Below are 14,845 nucleotides of genomic sequence, written 5' to 3'. Positions count from 1 at the left end.
CGCTTCGGCTTTGGGTTCTGCCGACGCAGGTGCCGCTTTCTTGAGCGGTTTGGTGCCGAAAGCTTGAAATCAGGGCATAAAATGGCCCAAGCCCGACTAAATGAAACTACCCTCGGGCGTTACAGGCGCCCGAAGGTTCCGTGTCTCACGTTGACCGCAGGGGTCAGCTTTCGGCGCCCACCAAGGTCGAGATGATCGCTTTGGCGCTGTCGGAATTCCATTCCGCGTCTCCGATCAAACGTGCAATTTCCTGGCCTTCGGGGTTCAGGATCAAAGTGATCGGCAGGGCAACGACACCGAATTCACGCGCGGCGGACGAGCTTTGGTCTTGGTGGCGCGGTAAGCCCGTGATGCCATTGTCGTCAAAAAATTTCTTGATCCCGGCAGGAGAGTTGCGGCCTGTGGCCAGGGTCAGAACCTCGAACTTGTCGCCGCCAAATTCCTCTTGCAGCTCGGCAATCTGAGGCATCTCTTTGCGACAAGGTGCACACCAAGTGGCCCAGAAATTCACCAGCACGTATTTGCCGGCATAGTCTTCCAGCGTGCCAACGCCGCCGTCATCTTCCAATTGGAACTCGATGGTCTTGGCCTCTTTGGGTTCGCTATGCAAGATCAGCCGTTTCAGAGAGCCATCCCGCAAGGGTGCCAGCGTTTCGGCATCCGTTGCCAAAGCTGCGTTTGCACCCAACGCAAGGGCCATATAAAGGGGGAACAGACGTAACAGGCGCATATCAACTCCGGGTTTTCATTCATGACCGATCAATCCTCGAACCAGATGTGGGGCGGCCGCTTTGCCGCCGGTCCAGACGCGATCATGGAGGCGATCAACGCCTCGATCGGGTTCGATCAGCGGATGGCAGCCCAGGACATTGCAGGCTCGCGCGCCCATGCCGCCATGCTGGCTGCGACAGGCGTCATTAGTGATAGTGATGCCGAGGCCATTCGGGAAGGGCTGCTCACCGTTTTGTCAGAAATCCAGAAGGGTGAGTTTCAGTTCTCGGCCGCACTGGAAGACATCCACATGAACGTCGAAGCGCGCCTGAAAGAGGTTATCGGAGAGCCCGCAGGCCGCTTGCACACAGGCCGATCGCGCAACGATCAGGTCGCTACCGATTTCAAACTGTGGGTGCGTGATCAGCTGGATGCGGCTGAAACGGGTTTGCTGGCTTTGATCCGTGCGCTTTTGGCGCAGGCCGAGGCCGGGGCCGATTGGGTGATGCCGGGCTTTACCCATCTACAAACCGCGCAGCCGGTCACTTGGGGGCATCATATGATGGCCTATGTCGAGATGTTTGGCCGCGATCTGTCGCGCGTCCGCGATGCGCGCGCCAGGATGAACGAGTCCCCCTTGGGTGCTGCGGCGCTGGCCGGAACCTCATTCCCCATCGACCGCGATATGACTGCCAAGGCGCTTGGGTTTGATCGACCTGCCGCCAACTCGTTGGACGCCGTCAGCGACCGCGATTTCGCGCTGGAATTCCTGTCCACCGCGTCAATCTGCGCTGTCCACCTGTCGCGCTTTGCCGAAGAGCTGGTGATCTGGTCCTCGGCCCAGTTCCGCTTTGTCACCTTGTCTGATCGCTTTTCCACTGGATCCTCGATCATGCCGCAAAAGAAAAACCCGGATGCGGCCGAGCTGATCCGGGCCAAGGTGGGGCGCATCTTTGGCGCCAATACTGCGCTGATGATAGTGATGAAGGGCCTGCCCTTGGCCTATTCCAAAGACATGCAGGAAGACAAAGAGCAGGTATTTGATGCCGCCGACAACTGGATGTTGGCGCTGGCGGCGATGGAAGGCATGGTCAAGGACATGACTGCCAATCGCAACAGTCTTGCCGCTGCTGCAGGGTCAGGCTTTTCAACCGCGACGGACCTGGCCGATTGGCTGGTGCGTGTGCCCGGGCTGCCGTTTCGGGATGCGCACCATGTCACCGGCTCGTTGGTTGCGATGGCCGAAAACAAAGGCTGTGACCTGCCTGATCTGAGCCTTGCCGATATGCAATCGGTCCATGGTGACATCACCGAAGATGTCTATTCTGTTCTTACGGTCGAAAATTCGGTAAACTCGCGTCAGTCCTACGGTGGCACCGCACCGGATCGGGTGCGGGCCCAGGTTCAAAGATGGAAAGCGATGGTCTGATGACTCTGCTGCGCGCAACGATCTTGGTAGCTACCTGTGCGGTGTTGGCAGGCTGCGGCGCAGATGGTGAACCGCTGCAACCGACAATGAATGCCAGCGTTGGCGTAGGCTCCAGCGGGACCTATGTGGCGGCTGGCGTTGGCGCGACACGCGGCCCGATAAGCCTGTTTGTCGGGTTCTGAGGCCTTTAGAAAAGAAGATATCATGAAATTATTGACCCCGTTTCTTCTGCTTGCGGCTTTGGCCGCTTGTGAACCTACGTCTCAGCCGCGCCCCGAGCCGACGCCCGAGCCCAAGTCTTCGGGTATCTCGATCTCGGGATATGGGCGTGTGGGTGGCTCAACGTCCTTTTGACTTTGTTCGGCGTGTAAATCCGCCAGACTCCATTGATCCACAGGCCTTTTTTGGTCTAAGCGCGCTTTATGGATCATTTTCTCTACCGCGACGGCGCGCTTTTCGCCGAGGATGTCCCGATTTCCGAGATCGCAGCCGCGGTCGGAACGCCGTTCTATGTCTATTCGACAGCGACGTTGCAGCGTCATTTCAAGCTGTTTGACGACGCGCTGGAAGGCACGGACCACCTTGTCTGCTATGCGATGAAAGCGGCCAGCAATCAGGCGATCCTGAAGACGTTGGCGCAGGTGGGGGCGGGGATGGATGTCGTCTCGGGCGGTGAGTACATGCGTGCCAAGGCGGCTGGCGTGCCCGGCGACAAGATCGTTTTCTCGGGCGTCGGTAAAACGGCAGATGAGATTCGCACGGCGCTGACCGGTGGAATTCGTCAGTTCAACGTGGAATCCGAACCCGAGATGGAAGTGATCAATGCGGTTGCCCAGGAATTGGGCGTAATCGCGCCGATTACCGTGCGGGTGAACCCAGATGTGGATGCGAAAACCCACGCCAAGATTGCCACGGGTAAATCCGAGAACAAGTTTGGTATTCCGATCTCACGCGCGTCCGAGGTCTACGCCCGCGCGGCCAGCCTTCCGGGACTTGAGGTGATCGGGATCGACGTTCATATCGGGTCGCAATTGACCGATCTGGCCCCGTTCGAGCTGGCCTATAACAAAGTCGCCGATCTGACCGCGCAGTTGCGTGCCGAGGGCCACAATATCCGCCGTTTGGATTTGGGTGGCGGGCTGGGCATTCCCTATACCCGCTCGAACGAGGCACCACCTTTGCCGGTTGAATACGGGGCTATGGTCAAGAAAACGCTTGGACATTTGGGGTGCGAGATCGAGATTGAACCGGGGCGACTGATTGCGGGCAATGCTGGTTTGATGGTCAGCAAGGTGATCTATGTGAAGTCCGGCGAAGGCCGCGATTTTCTGATCATTGACGGGGCTATGAACGATTTGATCCGGCCCGCAATGTATGAAGCGCATCACGACATCATTGCGGTTCAGGAACCTGAGGCCGGTGTCGAGCCACAGCCCTATGACATCGTTGGCCCGGTTTGCGAATCCGGGGACACTTTTGCCAAGCAGCGTAACATGCCGCCCTTGCAATCCGGTGATCTGATCGCCTTTCGCAGCGCAGGCGCATATGGCGCGGTAATGTCCAGCGAATACAATACGCGCCCTCTGATCCCCGAAGTTTTGGTGAACGGGGATCAATTTGCCGTAATTCGTGAACGCCCAAGCTTTGACGAAATCATAAACCGCGATACCATACCTACGTGGCTTTGACGCGGTGGTCGCGCGGGCCCAATCAGGAGGCCCGCCTTGCGCGACAACTCGAAGCTGCCCGTTCCTAGACTGTCCTTGTGGCTGACCCATGCGGGTTTGCTGGCCGAGCAGGTTTTGCGCGCCTTTTGGCCGTTCTTCTCGGTACTGATGCTGGTTATGGCCGCTTTGTTGCTGGGCCTGCACGATCTTGTCGCTGTCGAAACCGTTTGGGGCGCCGCCGTGGTGGCGGTTGTCGCATTGGTTGTGACAGCTGTTTACGGGGTCCGGCGCGTTCACATACCGTCCCGGGCCGAAGCTTTGATCCGTTTGGATGAGACATTGCCGGGCCGTCCTATACAGGCGCTGCTGGATGATCAGGCGATTGGTGCGATGGACGCAGATTCCGTTGCCCTGTGGCAGGCCCATCAGGCACGCATGGCAGCACGCGCAGCCCAGGCCGAACCTGTTTCGCCTGACCTTCGGCTCGCCTCGCGCGACCCGTTTGCCCTACGCTATGCGGCGATGCTGGCCTTGGTTGTGGGTCTGGTGTTCGGATCATTCTGGCGGATTGGGTCCGTGGCCGAGATGGCGCCGGGTACGGCACAGGCCGGGCCGGGAGCGACATGGGAGGGCTGGGTCGAGCCCCCGCGCTATACCGGATTGCCGACGCTCTATCTGGCCGATCAAAGTGGTCCGTCGCTGGTGGTGCCGCAAGGCAGCCGCATCACTTTGCGGTTCTACGGCGAGATCGGCGCCCATACACTGACCGAGACGACATCACCCACCGGGGCCGAACTGGCGACCGAGCCGGAACAGGATTTTGTGGCCGAAACCTCGGGCCAGTTGAAGATCGAAGGTCCTGCTGCTCAGGAATGGGCGGTTCAGATCGTTGCCGACACTGCTCCGCAGATCGCAGTTTCGGGTCGGGCCGAGGCCGAGGCAGGCGGCCAGATGAAACTGCCCTTTGATGCGGCGGATGATTACGGCGTGATCTCGGGCACGGCCCGGATTGAGCTGGATTTGGACAATGTCGACCGCCGCTATGGTCTGGCCACCGACCCGGAACCGCGCGAGTTGATTACCGTTGACCTGCCGATGCCGATCACCGGAGATCGCAGTGAATTCACCGAAGACCTGATCGAAGATTTCTCGGAACATCCCTGGGCGCATTTGCCGGTCAAGATCACGCTCTCTGCGCAGGACGCTGCAGAGCAGGTGGTGACATCCGAGATCTACCAGACCGATCTGCCCGCACGCAGGTTCTTTGACCCGCTTGCAGCAGCGATCATCGAACAGCGCCGTGACTTGCTGTGGTCCAAGGAAAACGCGCTTCGCGTGTCGCAGGTTTTGCGGGCTGTGTCCCATCTGCCGGATGGCGTGTTCCGGTCCGAGACCGCTTATTTGCGCCTTCGCGTGACCCTGCGCCGGCTTGAGGCGTTCGACAAATACGGGTTGAAGGACAAGCAGCAGGAAGAGATAGCGCAAGCGTTGTGGGATCTGGCGATTCTGATCGAAGATGGCACGCTTGCGGATGCGCTCGAACGGATGCGTCGTGCACAAGAGCGCCTTACCGAAGCGATGCAGAATGGTGCAAGCGACGAAGAGATTGCCGAGTTGATGCAGGAGCTGCGCGAGGCCACTCAGGACTATCTGCAACAACTTCAACGCCTGGCACAGGAAAACGGTGAGGGTGGCGAGCAGCAGCAGGGTCAAAACGGTGAATCGATGCAGATGTCTCAAGATGATCTGCAACGCATGATGGATCGCATTCAGGAACTGATGGAACAGGGCCGTATGGCCGAAGCGCAGCAGGCGCTTGAGGAGTTCCAGCAGATGATGGAGAATATGCGGGTCACCCAAGGCCAGGGCCAAGGCGGTCAATCCGAGGGCCAGCAGGCCATGGAAGGACTGGCCGAGACGCTGCGCGAACAGCAAGGGCTTAGTGATCAGGCTTTTCGTGATCTGCAAGAACAGTTCAATCCCGGCGCGCAGGCTGGTGACAGTCAGGGCAATGAAGGGCGCAATGGCGGCTCAGGCCGGGGCGAAAGCCACGAAGGCCAAGGCCAGGGAACGCCTGATGGCGAAGGTGAGGGCCAATCCGGCCAGCAGCAATCGCTGGCGGATCGTCAGCAAGCTTTGCGCAACGAGTTGAGCCGTCAGCAACAGGGCCTGCCCGGTGGTGGTACACCTGAAGGTGACGCCGCGCGGGATGCGCTGGATCGGGCCGGTCGCGCCATGGATCAGGCCGAAGACGCTTTGCGCGGGGATGATCTGGCCGAAGCGATTGACCGCCAGTCCGAGGCGATGGAAGCGCTGCGGGAAGGTATGCGATCCTTGGGCGAGGCGATGGCTCAGAACCAGCAGAACCAACCGGGACAGGGAACGCAGGAAGGGGAGGCACAAGCCAGCAATCGTGACCCCTTGGGCCGGAATGCTGGCGCCAATGGATCAATCTCGACCGATGAGAATCTGTTGCAGGGCGAAGACGTCTATCGCCGCGCCCGCGAGTTGCTGGACGAAATCCGCCGCCGTACCGGCGATACGGATCGGCCCCAAGTCGAGCTAGACTATCTCAAACGGCTGTTGGAGCGGTTCTGACCCGAAGGGTCAGTTCTGCGCTGCGCCCGCATCTGATTGCGCTTGCAACCACAAACGGGCCTGATCGACCATGGATACATAAGATTGCAACACGGGATCCGCTTGCGGTACCGCCTCGCTGATCTGGTTGGCGTTGCTGTAGATCAGCAGCAGGATCACACCGATGATGACAATCAGCGCAAAACCCCGCAGAAACCCGTTGGATTTGCGTGCCACCGGTGGCGTGTCGTTCAGATCGCCGACCGTCGCGCTGCGCAGCCCGGAATTGATCGCTTCGACATCTGGCAGCTCTTTTTTCTTGCCGGCATCGCTTGCGGTCTGAGTCGCCGGTGGCCGTTTTGGCGCCACTTTCGCTGGAACCGGTGGGGGATCCAGAGCGAAGTCCGGCTGGCTTTCCAGGCTTCCACTTTCTTTGGCTCGCAACTCCGACTCGCGCGCGGCTTCTTCCTGCAGAATGCTGCTGATTGAAGGGTCCAGATTGCTGGACTTCTTGGTCTCGGGCTTTGCTTCTGCAACCGGTTCGGGTTCTGCCGGAACGTCGGTAGTGGCCTCAGACGCGGCTGGTTCGGCCTCGGGCTCGGGAACAGGCTCGGGCTTTGGGGTCACGACCGTGTCTTCGGCGGCCTCTGGCACCTCTACCTCGTCGCTCTTTCCCTGAAACCACGTTTTTTCACAGTTTGAACACTGCACGTCGCGCCCGCCCTCGGGAATAACCTCGTCAGGGACTTCATATTGGGCACCGCAATTCGGGCATGTAATCCGCATTCTGCCTCCTGGCCCGCCTACTGGCCGGTCATCCTTTTTTCAAAACTTATATTCCGATACGAGGCTACCGCAAAGCGTGTTTTCGATCAGGGGGTGCAACTGTATCCAAAATGGAACCGATGAAGCATTGAAACCGTCGCAACTCTCGGGCAAGACACAGTGCATAAAAGATAAAGGGGACAGCTGTGATCGAGCTGGAAAATCTCAGCTACAGCTATGGTGATGGTGAGTTGCTGAGCGATGTTACGCTGCAATTGCAGCCCGGCTCGTTCCATTTTCTAACGGGCCCCTCCGGCGCTGGTAAAACCACCTTTCTCAAGCTCTGCTACGGCGCGTTGCAGGCAAGCGCTGGGCGACTGTCTGTCTTCGGCGACGATGTCGCCCGGCAGGATCGGGATCAAATGGCCTTGTTGCGTCGAAGGGTCGGCGTAGTACATCAGGATTGTCGGTTTTTGGACCACCTGACCGTGGCCGAAAACGTCGCCTTGCCGCTGATGGTGTCAGGGCGCGCCGCCGAGACGGAAGATGCAAATCTTGGCGAGCTTTTGGATTGGGTTGGCCTTGGCACGCGTCGCGATGCGTACCCGCCCGAGCTGTCGGGTGGTGAACGCCAGCGTGCCGCTTTGGCACGGGCTGTGATCCTGTCACCGGATGTCGTTCTGGCGGATGAGCCGACGGGCAATGTCGACTGGGAAATGTCGCAGCGGTTGCTGCGCCTGTTGGTCGAACTGAACCGGATGGGCAAGACTGTTCTGATCGCCACCCATGACCTCAGCCTGATCCGCGCCGCCAAAAGTCAGGTTCAGGCGCGCGTTCTGCGAATTTCGCAGCATGGGCTGCAACTGGCAGGAGCGGATCTATGATCAAGGATGACCTGCGCGCCCTGCTGCAACGCGACCGCAGCGCCGACCGTGTGGTGCCGCCCACCGGTTATACCGCTCAACTGACCCTGTTCGTCTCTGGCGCGATGGCGTTTTTGGCGGTTTTTGCGCTGGCGCTGTCGTTGGCCTCTGGCCGATTGGCCGATCGTTGGGCCTCGGAACTGGCAGGTGCTGCTACATTGCGGATCAACGCGCCGGCAGATCAGCGCGCCGCGCAGACCGAGGCCGCCTTGGCCGTGCTGAGCCAGACGCCCGGCGTGGCGTCTGCCCGAGCGCTGACCACAGAAGAGCAGGTCGCCCTGCTTGCCCCCTGGTTCGGGCCTGATCTGCCGCTTGACAGTTTGCCAGTGCCGCAGCTGATCGAAATCGTCGAGGGAGAGCCGGGCCTGGACGCCACCGGATTGCGCCTGCGATTGGGTGCGGAGGTGCCGGGTGCTGTGCTGGATGACCATTCCCGTTGGCGTGAACCTTTGGTAGAGGCTGCGGTGTCACTGAGGCGCCTTGGTTGGATCTCGATCCTGCTGATCGGCGGGGCCACCGCAGCGATGATCACGCTTGCGGCCAACGCTTCCCTTGCGGCCAATGCGCAGATCATCGAGGTTTTGCGTCAGATCGGCGCGCGGGACCGGTTCATCGCAGGTGCCTTTGTACGCCGCTTCACCCTGCGCGCTCTGTTTGGGGCTGCGGTTGGGACACTGTTCGGGATGTCCGGTGTTTTGTTGCTGCCCGAGGCCTCGGATGCAGGTGGTTTCCTGACCGGGCTGGGCTTTCAGGGCATCGGATGGCTGCTGCCCGCTCTGATCCCCCTGTTGGGCGCAGCCGTTGCCTTTGTGGCCACATGGGCCGCCGCGCGGCGCAAGTTGAAGGAGCTTTCGTGATGGCCACGGCCTTTCAATGGATCCGGTCACTGATCTTCATGATCGTGATCTATGCCTGGATGCTTATCCTGGGCATCGTCTTTGCGCCCTATGCGCTGTTTGCCAAACAAGGCGCGTTGCGGGCCTGCAAGACCTATGCACGAACAACCATGTGGATGGCGCGCTGGATGGTTGGCATCAGATGCGAAGTGCGCGGCAGTGTTCCAACCGGCGAAGTTGTTGTGGGGGCCAAGCACCAGTCGTTTCTGGACATCATAATGATCTTCAACGCGGTGCCGCATGGCAAGTTCATCATGAAGCGAGAGCTGCTGTGGACACCGATCATCGGTCTTTATGCGAAACGCTTGGGCTGCATCCCCGTCAATCGCGGGCGCAAAGGCGCAGCTGTGGCGAAGATGGTCAAAGATGTGGCCAAAGAGTTCAGCGAGCCCGGGCAGTTGGTGATCTACCCGCAGGGCACGCGAGTCGCGCCGGGCGTAAAGAAGCCATATAAAGTGGGCACGGCGGTGCTGTACGAGGGTCTTGCGTTTCCCTGTATCCCCGTGGCGACCAACGCGGGCGTGTTCTGGCCGCGCACCGGGATCCTGCGCAAACCGGGGCTGGCGATTGTCGATTTTCTTGATCCGATCGAGCCCGGTGTTCCAAAAGACTTATTCCTGAAACGTTTGGAAGAGATGGTCGAGACACGCTCGAACAGTTTGATGCGCGAAGTGGGGTTTGATCCGGATGGAGTTCATTGAAGATATCGAGGCGCTGACCGCTCTTTATGGTGCCCCGGTGGCGCCGTCGTTGCGCAAGGTCGTTGATCATCTGACGCCGCTCTATCGTCAGTGGATCATGTCCTCACGGCTGTGCGTCCTCAGCACCGTAGGACCGGAAGGCGTTGATGGCAGTCCCAGGGGCGATGATGGCCCGGTTGTGTTGGAACTTGACCCGAAAACGCTGGCCTTGCCGGATTGGCGCGGGAACAACCGGTTGGATAGCCTGCGCAATATAGTCCGCGACCCCAGGGTTTCATTGATGTTTATGGTGCCAGGCTCGAACAATGTTGTGCGCGTGAACGGATCGGCACGCGTGACCGCGGACGAGGCTTTGCGCGCGCGGTTTGACAAGAACGGAAAACATCCCGCAACGGTCATCGTGATTTCGATCACCGAGATCTACTCGCAATGCGCCCGCGCGTTGATGCGCTCCGGCACCTGGTCCGCAGAGGATGAAAGCGCAAACTTGCCCAGCGTGGGTCAGCTGCTGGCCGAAGCCTCATCCGGGGAAGAGGGTGGCGCGCAATATGATAAAGACTGGGGACCGCGCGCCGCCAAGACAATGTGGTAGGTGCCCATAGCTGTCAGACAGCCGCCGCACCGATCTTTGCGACCTTGCTGATCCATCGGTCGACATGTCCGGGCTTGGGATAGCTGGCCCCCGCAAAATAGGTGAACCGTGTGGGTTTGAAGCCGACAAACCCCAGCACCTGATCTCGGACCTGACGGATCAGGGCTTGGCGATACACCAGTCGCATGAACCAACCCGGCGTGTCGGATGTCAGGATAACCCGCGCGGTACGACCCGTCAGGATAGGTGCCGGGAAACCAAGCTTGGTTGTATTGCGCGTGTCAAAAGTGCGCCCCGGAATGAACATGCGGTCGATCAGCCCCTTGAGTTTCGCCGGAAGGCCGCCCCACCACATGGGCGTGGTCAGAACCAGATGATCGCTCCATTCAAAGTCCTGCAAGACCTTCTCAAGTGCAGGCTCTAGGGGTTTGAAGTCGTCGTAACTGCCCTGGCCGAAATCTTGGTCGAACTGCAAGTCGCACAAGTGAATCATGCGAACGTCGTGGCCGTTTTGACGTGCGGCGTCTGCGTAGGTTTGCGCGAATGTCCGGGACAAGCTGCTTTCTGCGGGATGACCGTCAAGGATCAGGATCTTTTTACGCGGCATGGTGATTCTCCAAAAATGACCGTGGTCATTTATTAGAATCAAAAAATGACCGCGGTCAATATTAAATTTGACCACGGTCAAAAAACATGCAATCTGGGGCAATGCAAAAGACTGTTCAAAAAAGAACGCTCAAGACCCGTGCCCGGCTACTGGACGCGGCGACTGAACTTGTAAGCCAAGGCGGGTACGAGGCTTTACGTGTTGAAGATGTGGTAAAATCTGCGGGAGTCGCCAAAGGTACGTTCTTTGCGCATTTCAAGGACAAAGACGCTTTGATGGCACACCTGATCGGCGAAAAGCTGGCCGCGATCTTTGATCAGGTTGAACAAGATCCCGTGCCTGGTTCAGTTGCCGAACTTATTCAAGCCCTGGCTCCGGTGCATGACTTCATGACATCCGAGCGGTATGTGTTCGACCTGTTGATCCGGTATTCAGGAGCCGCGGCTATCACCGAAATTGGGCCTATCGCCCGTTGTTTCGAACGCTATGTCCGTGTCGTGGAAACCTGGCTGAACACGGTCCCTGCACGTCGCGACGTGACGTCGGAATTGCTGGCCGAAGGGGTGCAGGCCTTTGCAATTCAGGCCATGGCACTGACCTTCTGTGCCCTGCACGGGTCAGAGCGCTTTCAGGACAGGTTAGACATCTACCTGAAGGCGTGGTTGACCCCAGCGGCGTGATCGCCGCCGGGGCTTTGGTCTTAGCTGTGGATCGGGCCGTCGCCACAGGCCAAGGCGGCCTCGCGCACGGCCTCGGAGTAGGTGGGATGCGCGTGGCAGGTCAGCGCCAGATCTTCGGCGGATGCGCCAAATTCCATTGCCACACACACCTCGTGGATCAGGTCTCCGGCGGCCGGACCGATGATATGCGCACCAAGGATGCGATCCGTTTCCTTGTCGGCCAGGATTTTGACAAACCCGTCTGATGCGAAATTCGCCTTGGCGCGCCCATTGCCCATGAACATGAACTTGCCGACCTTATAGGCGCGGCCTTGCTCTTTCAGCGTGGCTTCGGTTTCGCCCACATTGGCAACCTCGGGCCAGGTGTAGATCACCCCGGGGATGACGCCATAGTTCACGTGGCCATGTTTGCCCGCGACCTGCTCAGCGGCGGCCATGCCTTCGTCTTCGGCTTTGTGCGCCAGCATCGGGCCTTCGGTCACATCGCCAATGGCGTAGATGCCGGGCACGTTGGTTTGCCAATCGCTGCCCACTTTGATCTGACCGCGCGGCGTCATCTCGACGCCCAGAGCGTCCAGTCCCAGACCATCGGAGTAAGGCTTGCGCCCGGTAGCGACCAGCACGGTATCGGCATCGATCACATGCTCGCTGTCATCTTTCAGCAGCTTATAGGTGACCTTGGCCTTGGTTTTTGTTGCTTCGGTCTTTTGCACCGCAGCACCCATAACGAAAGTCAGCCCCTGTTTCTTGAGGATCCGTTGGAAGGTCTTTTGCACCTCCGGGTCCATGCCCGGTGTGATCTCTTTGAGGTATTCGATCACCGTGACCTCGGCGCCCAAGCGGCTATAGACAGAGCCTAGTTCCAGCCCGATGACACCGGCGCCAATCACCACCATCTTTTTCGGGATCTTGCCCAGCGACAGCGCGCCAGTCGATGTAACAACAACCTTTTCGTCCACCTCGACCCCGGGCAGCGATGCAGGTTCAGAGCCCGAGGCAATGATGATGTTCTTGGTCTCGTGAACCTCGTCCCCCACTTTGACCTGACCCGCAGCAGGGATCGAGCCCCAGCCTTTCAGCCAGTCGATCTTGTTCTTCTTGAACAGAAACTCGATGCCCTTGGTGTTGCCTTCGATGACCTCATCCTTATAGGCCTGCATCTGCTTCCAATCGACCGAGGGGCTTTTGCCTTTCAGGCCCATTTTTGCAAAGTTATGCTCGGCCTCATGCAATTGATGACTGGCATGCAGCAGCGCCTTGGACGGGATACAGCCGACGTTCAGGCAGGTGCCACCCAGCGTCTCACGCCCTTCGACAACGGCGGTTTTCAGGCCCAGTTGGGCACAGCGGATGGCACAGACATAGCCGCCCGGGCCGGCTCCGATTACGATGACGTCATAATTTGCCATATCTCAGGTCCTTTATGGGTTTTCGGGGAAGGGGGCTTTGCCCCCGGCCCGATCCGGGCGTCCCCCGGAGTATTTTAGAAAAGGTGAGGGGCGGCCCGCTTGCCTAGACAGGCTCCAACACCTTGATTTGAATATGGGCCACACCGCCGCGTTCGTGATGCATCGCCAGTTCTTCGGATTGCAGGAAATTCTCGGCCCGGTTCAGATTAGTGATTTCGAACAGCGCAACCGCGTGGTCTTTTTGCGCAGGGTCCTGCCAGATATGGAGGTCGCGGATCCCCGCAGCCTCTCTCATCTTTTTGTCTTCGCGGAACACTTTCAGCCAGACATCGAAATCTGCCACATCGGCCTGCCACAGAACATGGGTCGCCATGGTCACAGGTCCATCAGCAGGCGGCGTGGATCTTCGAGCGCTTCTTTGACGCGCACAAGGAAGGTGACCGCGCCTTTGCCGTCGACGATCCGGTGGTCGTAGGACAGAGCCAGATACATCATTGGGCGGATCTTGATCTCTCCGTTGATAACCATCGGACGGTCCTGGATCTTGTGCATCCCCAGAATACCCGATTGCGGCGGGTTCAGGATCGGCGAGGACATCAGCGAGCCATAGACACCCCCGTTCGAGATGGTGAAGGTACCGCCCTGCATCTCGGCCATCGACAGCTTGCCGTCGCGCGCGCGTTTGCCTTTTTCGGCGATGGCCTTTTCGATTGCAGCAAAGGACATGCTATCTGCATCACGGATCACCGGAACCACCAGCCCTTGTGGCGTACCGGCGGCCACGCCCATATGCACGAAGTTCTTGTAGACGATGTCGTTGCCATCGATCTCGGCATTCACTTCGGGCACTTCTTTCAGCGCGTGACAGCAGGCCTTGGTAAAGAAGGACATAAAGCCCAGACGCACACCGTGTTTCTTTTCGAACTGGTCTTTGTACTGGTTGCGCAGCGCCATTACCTCGGTCATGTCCACCTCATTGTAGGTGGTCAGGATCGCGGCAGTGTTCTGCGCGTCTTTCAGGCGCTTGGCGATGGTCTGGCGCAGACGGGTCATGCGGACCCGTTCCTCGCGCGAGGCATCTTCGGCGACAACTGGCGCACGTGGCGCCTGGGCCGCAGGGGCAGGGGTTGCTGCAGGTGCTGGGGCAGCTGCTGCGGCGACGGCTTTGGCCACATCTTCTTTCATGATGCGGCCATCGCGCCCGGTGCCGGTGACCTGATCGGCTGACAGCCCGGCCTCGGCCATGGCTTTTTCAGCGGACGGAGCGTTGGCTACGTCTTTGCCGGTGCTTGCCGCAGCCGGTGCTGCGGCGGCTGCCGCAGGTGCAGGGGTTGCCCCGGTTGCCGAGCCAGAGATCACCGCCAGCTTGGCGCTGGCGTCCACGGTCGTGCCCTCGGGGGCCGTGATTTCGGCCAGAACGCCCGCGGCGGGGGCCGGAACCTCGACCGAGACCTTGTCGGTTTCCAGCTCGCAAAGCATCTCATCCTGCGCGACACTGTCGCCGACCTGTTTGAACCACGTCGAAACGGTCGCTTCGGTCACAGATTCACCCAGAGTGGGCACCATCACATCGACCGAACCGCCTGAAGCAGCAGGAGCCGCTGCGGGGGCTTCAGCAGCTGGGGCGGCGGGCGCGGGTGCTGCACCTTCACCGGCGGCAATTGTCGCCAGCAGTGCATCCACACCAACGGTTTCGCCTTCGGCAGCGACGATTTCGCCCATCACGCCAGCGGCGGGTGAGGGGACCTCGACCGTTACCTTGTCGGTTTCCAGCTCGCACAGCATTTCATCCACGGCGACCGCATCGCCGGGCTTCTTGAACCAGGTTGCAACCGTCGCCTCGGTGACCGACTCGCCCAACGTGGGAACACGAACTTCAATGGACATC

General features: G+C 59.5%; 16 protein-coding genes. 10 read left to right on the top strand and 6 right to left on the bottom strand.

Annotated features, from left to right (window positions below; genetic code table 11):
• Positions 1-163: 163 nt before the first annotated feature.
• Complete coding sequence (locus GOW40_RS13915; RefSeq protein WP_171130925.1) at positions 164-730, bottom strand: TlpA disulfide reductase family protein; 567 nt, start codon at positions 728-730, stop codon at positions 164-166.
• A 21-nt stretch (positions 731-751) separates the two neighbouring features.
• On the opposite strand from GOW40_RS13915, the gene argH reads away from it, so the two are divergent.
• The 5 genes from argH (at position 752) to GOW40_RS13890 (ending at position 6,405) form a co-directional block, all read left to right on the top strand.
• Positions 752-2,140 carry an argininosuccinate lyase gene (gene argH, locus GOW40_RS13910; RefSeq protein WP_171130923.1) on the top strand — a complete coding sequence of 463 codons (1,389 nt, stop codon included), beginning with the start codon at positions 752-754 and terminating at the stop codon, positions 2,138-2,140.
• Positions 2,140-2,322: an argininosuccinate lyase gene (locus GOW40_RS13905; protein WP_171100915.1), complete on the top strand. Its 183-nt coding sequence runs from the start codon at positions 2,140-2,142 to the stop codon at positions 2,320-2,322. The genes argH and GOW40_RS13905 overlap by 1 nt, the downstream gene beginning before the upstream one ends.
• 22 nt (positions 2,323-2,344) lie before the next feature.
• A complete protein-coding gene (locus tag GOW40_RS13900; protein ID WP_171130921.1) occupies positions 2,345-2,494 on the top strand; it encodes a hypothetical protein in 150 nt (49 codons plus the stop codon).
• A gap of 68 nt (positions 2,495-2,562) precedes the next feature.
• Positions 2,563-3,828 carry a diaminopimelate decarboxylase gene (gene lysA / locus GOW40_RS13895; RefSeq protein WP_171100918.1) on the top strand — a complete coding sequence of 422 codons (1,266 nt, stop codon included), beginning with the start codon at positions 2,563-2,565 and terminating at the stop codon, positions 3,826-3,828.
• A gap of 36 nt (positions 3,829-3,864) precedes the next feature.
• The gene (locus tag GOW40_RS13890) at positions 3,865-6,405 is read left to right on the top strand and encodes a TIGR02302 family protein (protein WP_171130919.1); all 2,541 of its coding nucleotides are present in this window, start codon (positions 3,865-3,867) and stop codon (positions 6,403-6,405) included.
• Between the two features lie 9 nt (positions 6,406-6,414).
• On the opposite strand, the gene GOW40_RS13885 is transcribed toward GOW40_RS13890, so the two are convergent.
• Positions 6,415-7,170, bottom strand: a complete 756-nt coding sequence (locus tag GOW40_RS13885) for a zinc-ribbon domain-containing protein (RefSeq protein ID WP_171130917.1) — start codon at positions 7,168-7,170, stop codon at positions 6,415-6,417.
• A gap of 185 nt (positions 7,171-7,355) precedes the next feature.
• Between GOW40_RS13885 and GOW40_RS13880 the strand changes: the two genes are divergently transcribed.
• The 4 genes from GOW40_RS13880 to GOW40_RS13865 are packed head-to-tail and all read left to right on the top strand — an operon-like array spanning position 7,356 to position 10,261.
• Complete coding sequence (locus GOW40_RS13880; protein WP_171100925.1) at positions 7,356-8,033, top strand: ATP-binding cassette domain-containing protein; 678 nt, start codon at positions 7,356-7,358, stop codon at positions 8,031-8,033.
• Positions 8,030-8,929 carry an ABC transporter permease gene (locus tag GOW40_RS13875; RefSeq protein ID WP_171130915.1) on the top strand — a complete coding sequence of 300 codons (900 nt, stop codon included), beginning with the start codon at positions 8,030-8,032 and terminating at the stop codon, positions 8,927-8,929. Before GOW40_RS13880 ends, GOW40_RS13875 begins: the two co-directional genes overlap by 4 nt.
• Positions 8,929-9,669 carry a 1-acyl-sn-glycerol-3-phosphate acyltransferase gene (locus GOW40_RS13870; RefSeq protein ID WP_171100929.1) on the top strand — a complete coding sequence of 247 codons (741 nt, stop codon included), beginning with the start codon at positions 8,929-8,931 and terminating at the stop codon, positions 9,667-9,669. The genes GOW40_RS13875 and GOW40_RS13870 overlap by 1 nt, the downstream gene beginning before the upstream one ends.
• The gene (locus tag GOW40_RS13865) at positions 9,656-10,261 is read left to right on the top strand and encodes a pyridoxamine 5'-phosphate oxidase family protein (protein WP_171130912.1); all 606 of its coding nucleotides are present in this window, start codon (positions 9,656-9,658) and stop codon (positions 10,259-10,261) included. Before GOW40_RS13870 ends, GOW40_RS13865 begins: the two co-directional genes overlap by 14 nt.
• 13 nt (positions 10,262-10,274) lie before the next feature.
• Here the strand turns inward: GOW40_RS13865 and GOW40_RS13860 are convergent, their stop codons facing one another.
• Positions 10,275-10,868 (bottom strand): NAD(P)H-dependent oxidoreductase, encoded by a 594-nt coding sequence (locus tag GOW40_RS13860; protein ID WP_171100933.1) that lies wholly within the window; start codon positions 10,866-10,868, stop codon positions 10,275-10,277.
• 101 nt (positions 10,869-10,969) lie between these two features.
• On the opposite strand from GOW40_RS13860, the gene GOW40_RS13855 reads away from it, so the two are divergent.
• A complete protein-coding gene (locus GOW40_RS13855; RefSeq protein ID WP_171130910.1) occupies positions 10,970-11,548 on the top strand; it encodes a TetR/AcrR family transcriptional regulator in 579 nt (192 codons plus the stop codon).
• A 20-nt stretch (positions 11,549-11,568) separates the two neighbouring features.
• Here GOW40_RS13855 and lpdA read toward each other — a convergent pair whose 3' ends face one another.
• From lpdA to odhB, 3 genes are all read right to left on the bottom strand, one after another.
• Entirely contained in the window at positions 11,569-12,957 is a 1,389-nt protein-coding gene (gene lpdA, locus GOW40_RS13850; RefSeq protein WP_171130908.1) for a dihydrolipoyl dehydrogenase, read from the bottom strand.
• A gap of 103 nt (positions 12,958-13,060) precedes the next feature.
• Positions 13,061-13,330, bottom strand: a complete 270-nt coding sequence (locus tag GOW40_RS13845) for a hypothetical protein (RefSeq protein ID WP_171100940.1) — start codon at positions 13,328-13,330, stop codon at positions 13,061-13,063.
• A 2-nt stretch (positions 13,331-13,332) separates the two neighbouring features.
• Positions 13,333-14,844 carry a 2-oxoglutarate dehydrogenase complex dihydrolipoyllysine-residue succinyltransferase gene (gene odhB / locus GOW40_RS13840; RefSeq protein ID WP_171231058.1) on the bottom strand — a complete coding sequence of 504 codons (1,512 nt, stop codon included), beginning with the start codon at positions 14,842-14,844 and terminating at the stop codon, positions 13,333-13,335.
• Position 14,845: the final 1 nt, after the last annotated feature.

Source organism: Ruegeria sp. HKCCA6707 (assembly GCF_013033515.1).
Lineage (GTDB): Bacteria > Pseudomonadota > Alphaproteobacteria > Rhodobacterales > Rhodobacteraceae > Ruegeria.
Note: the sequence above shows the minus strand (reverse complement) of the source record. Positions and strands in the feature narration are given on the sequence as shown.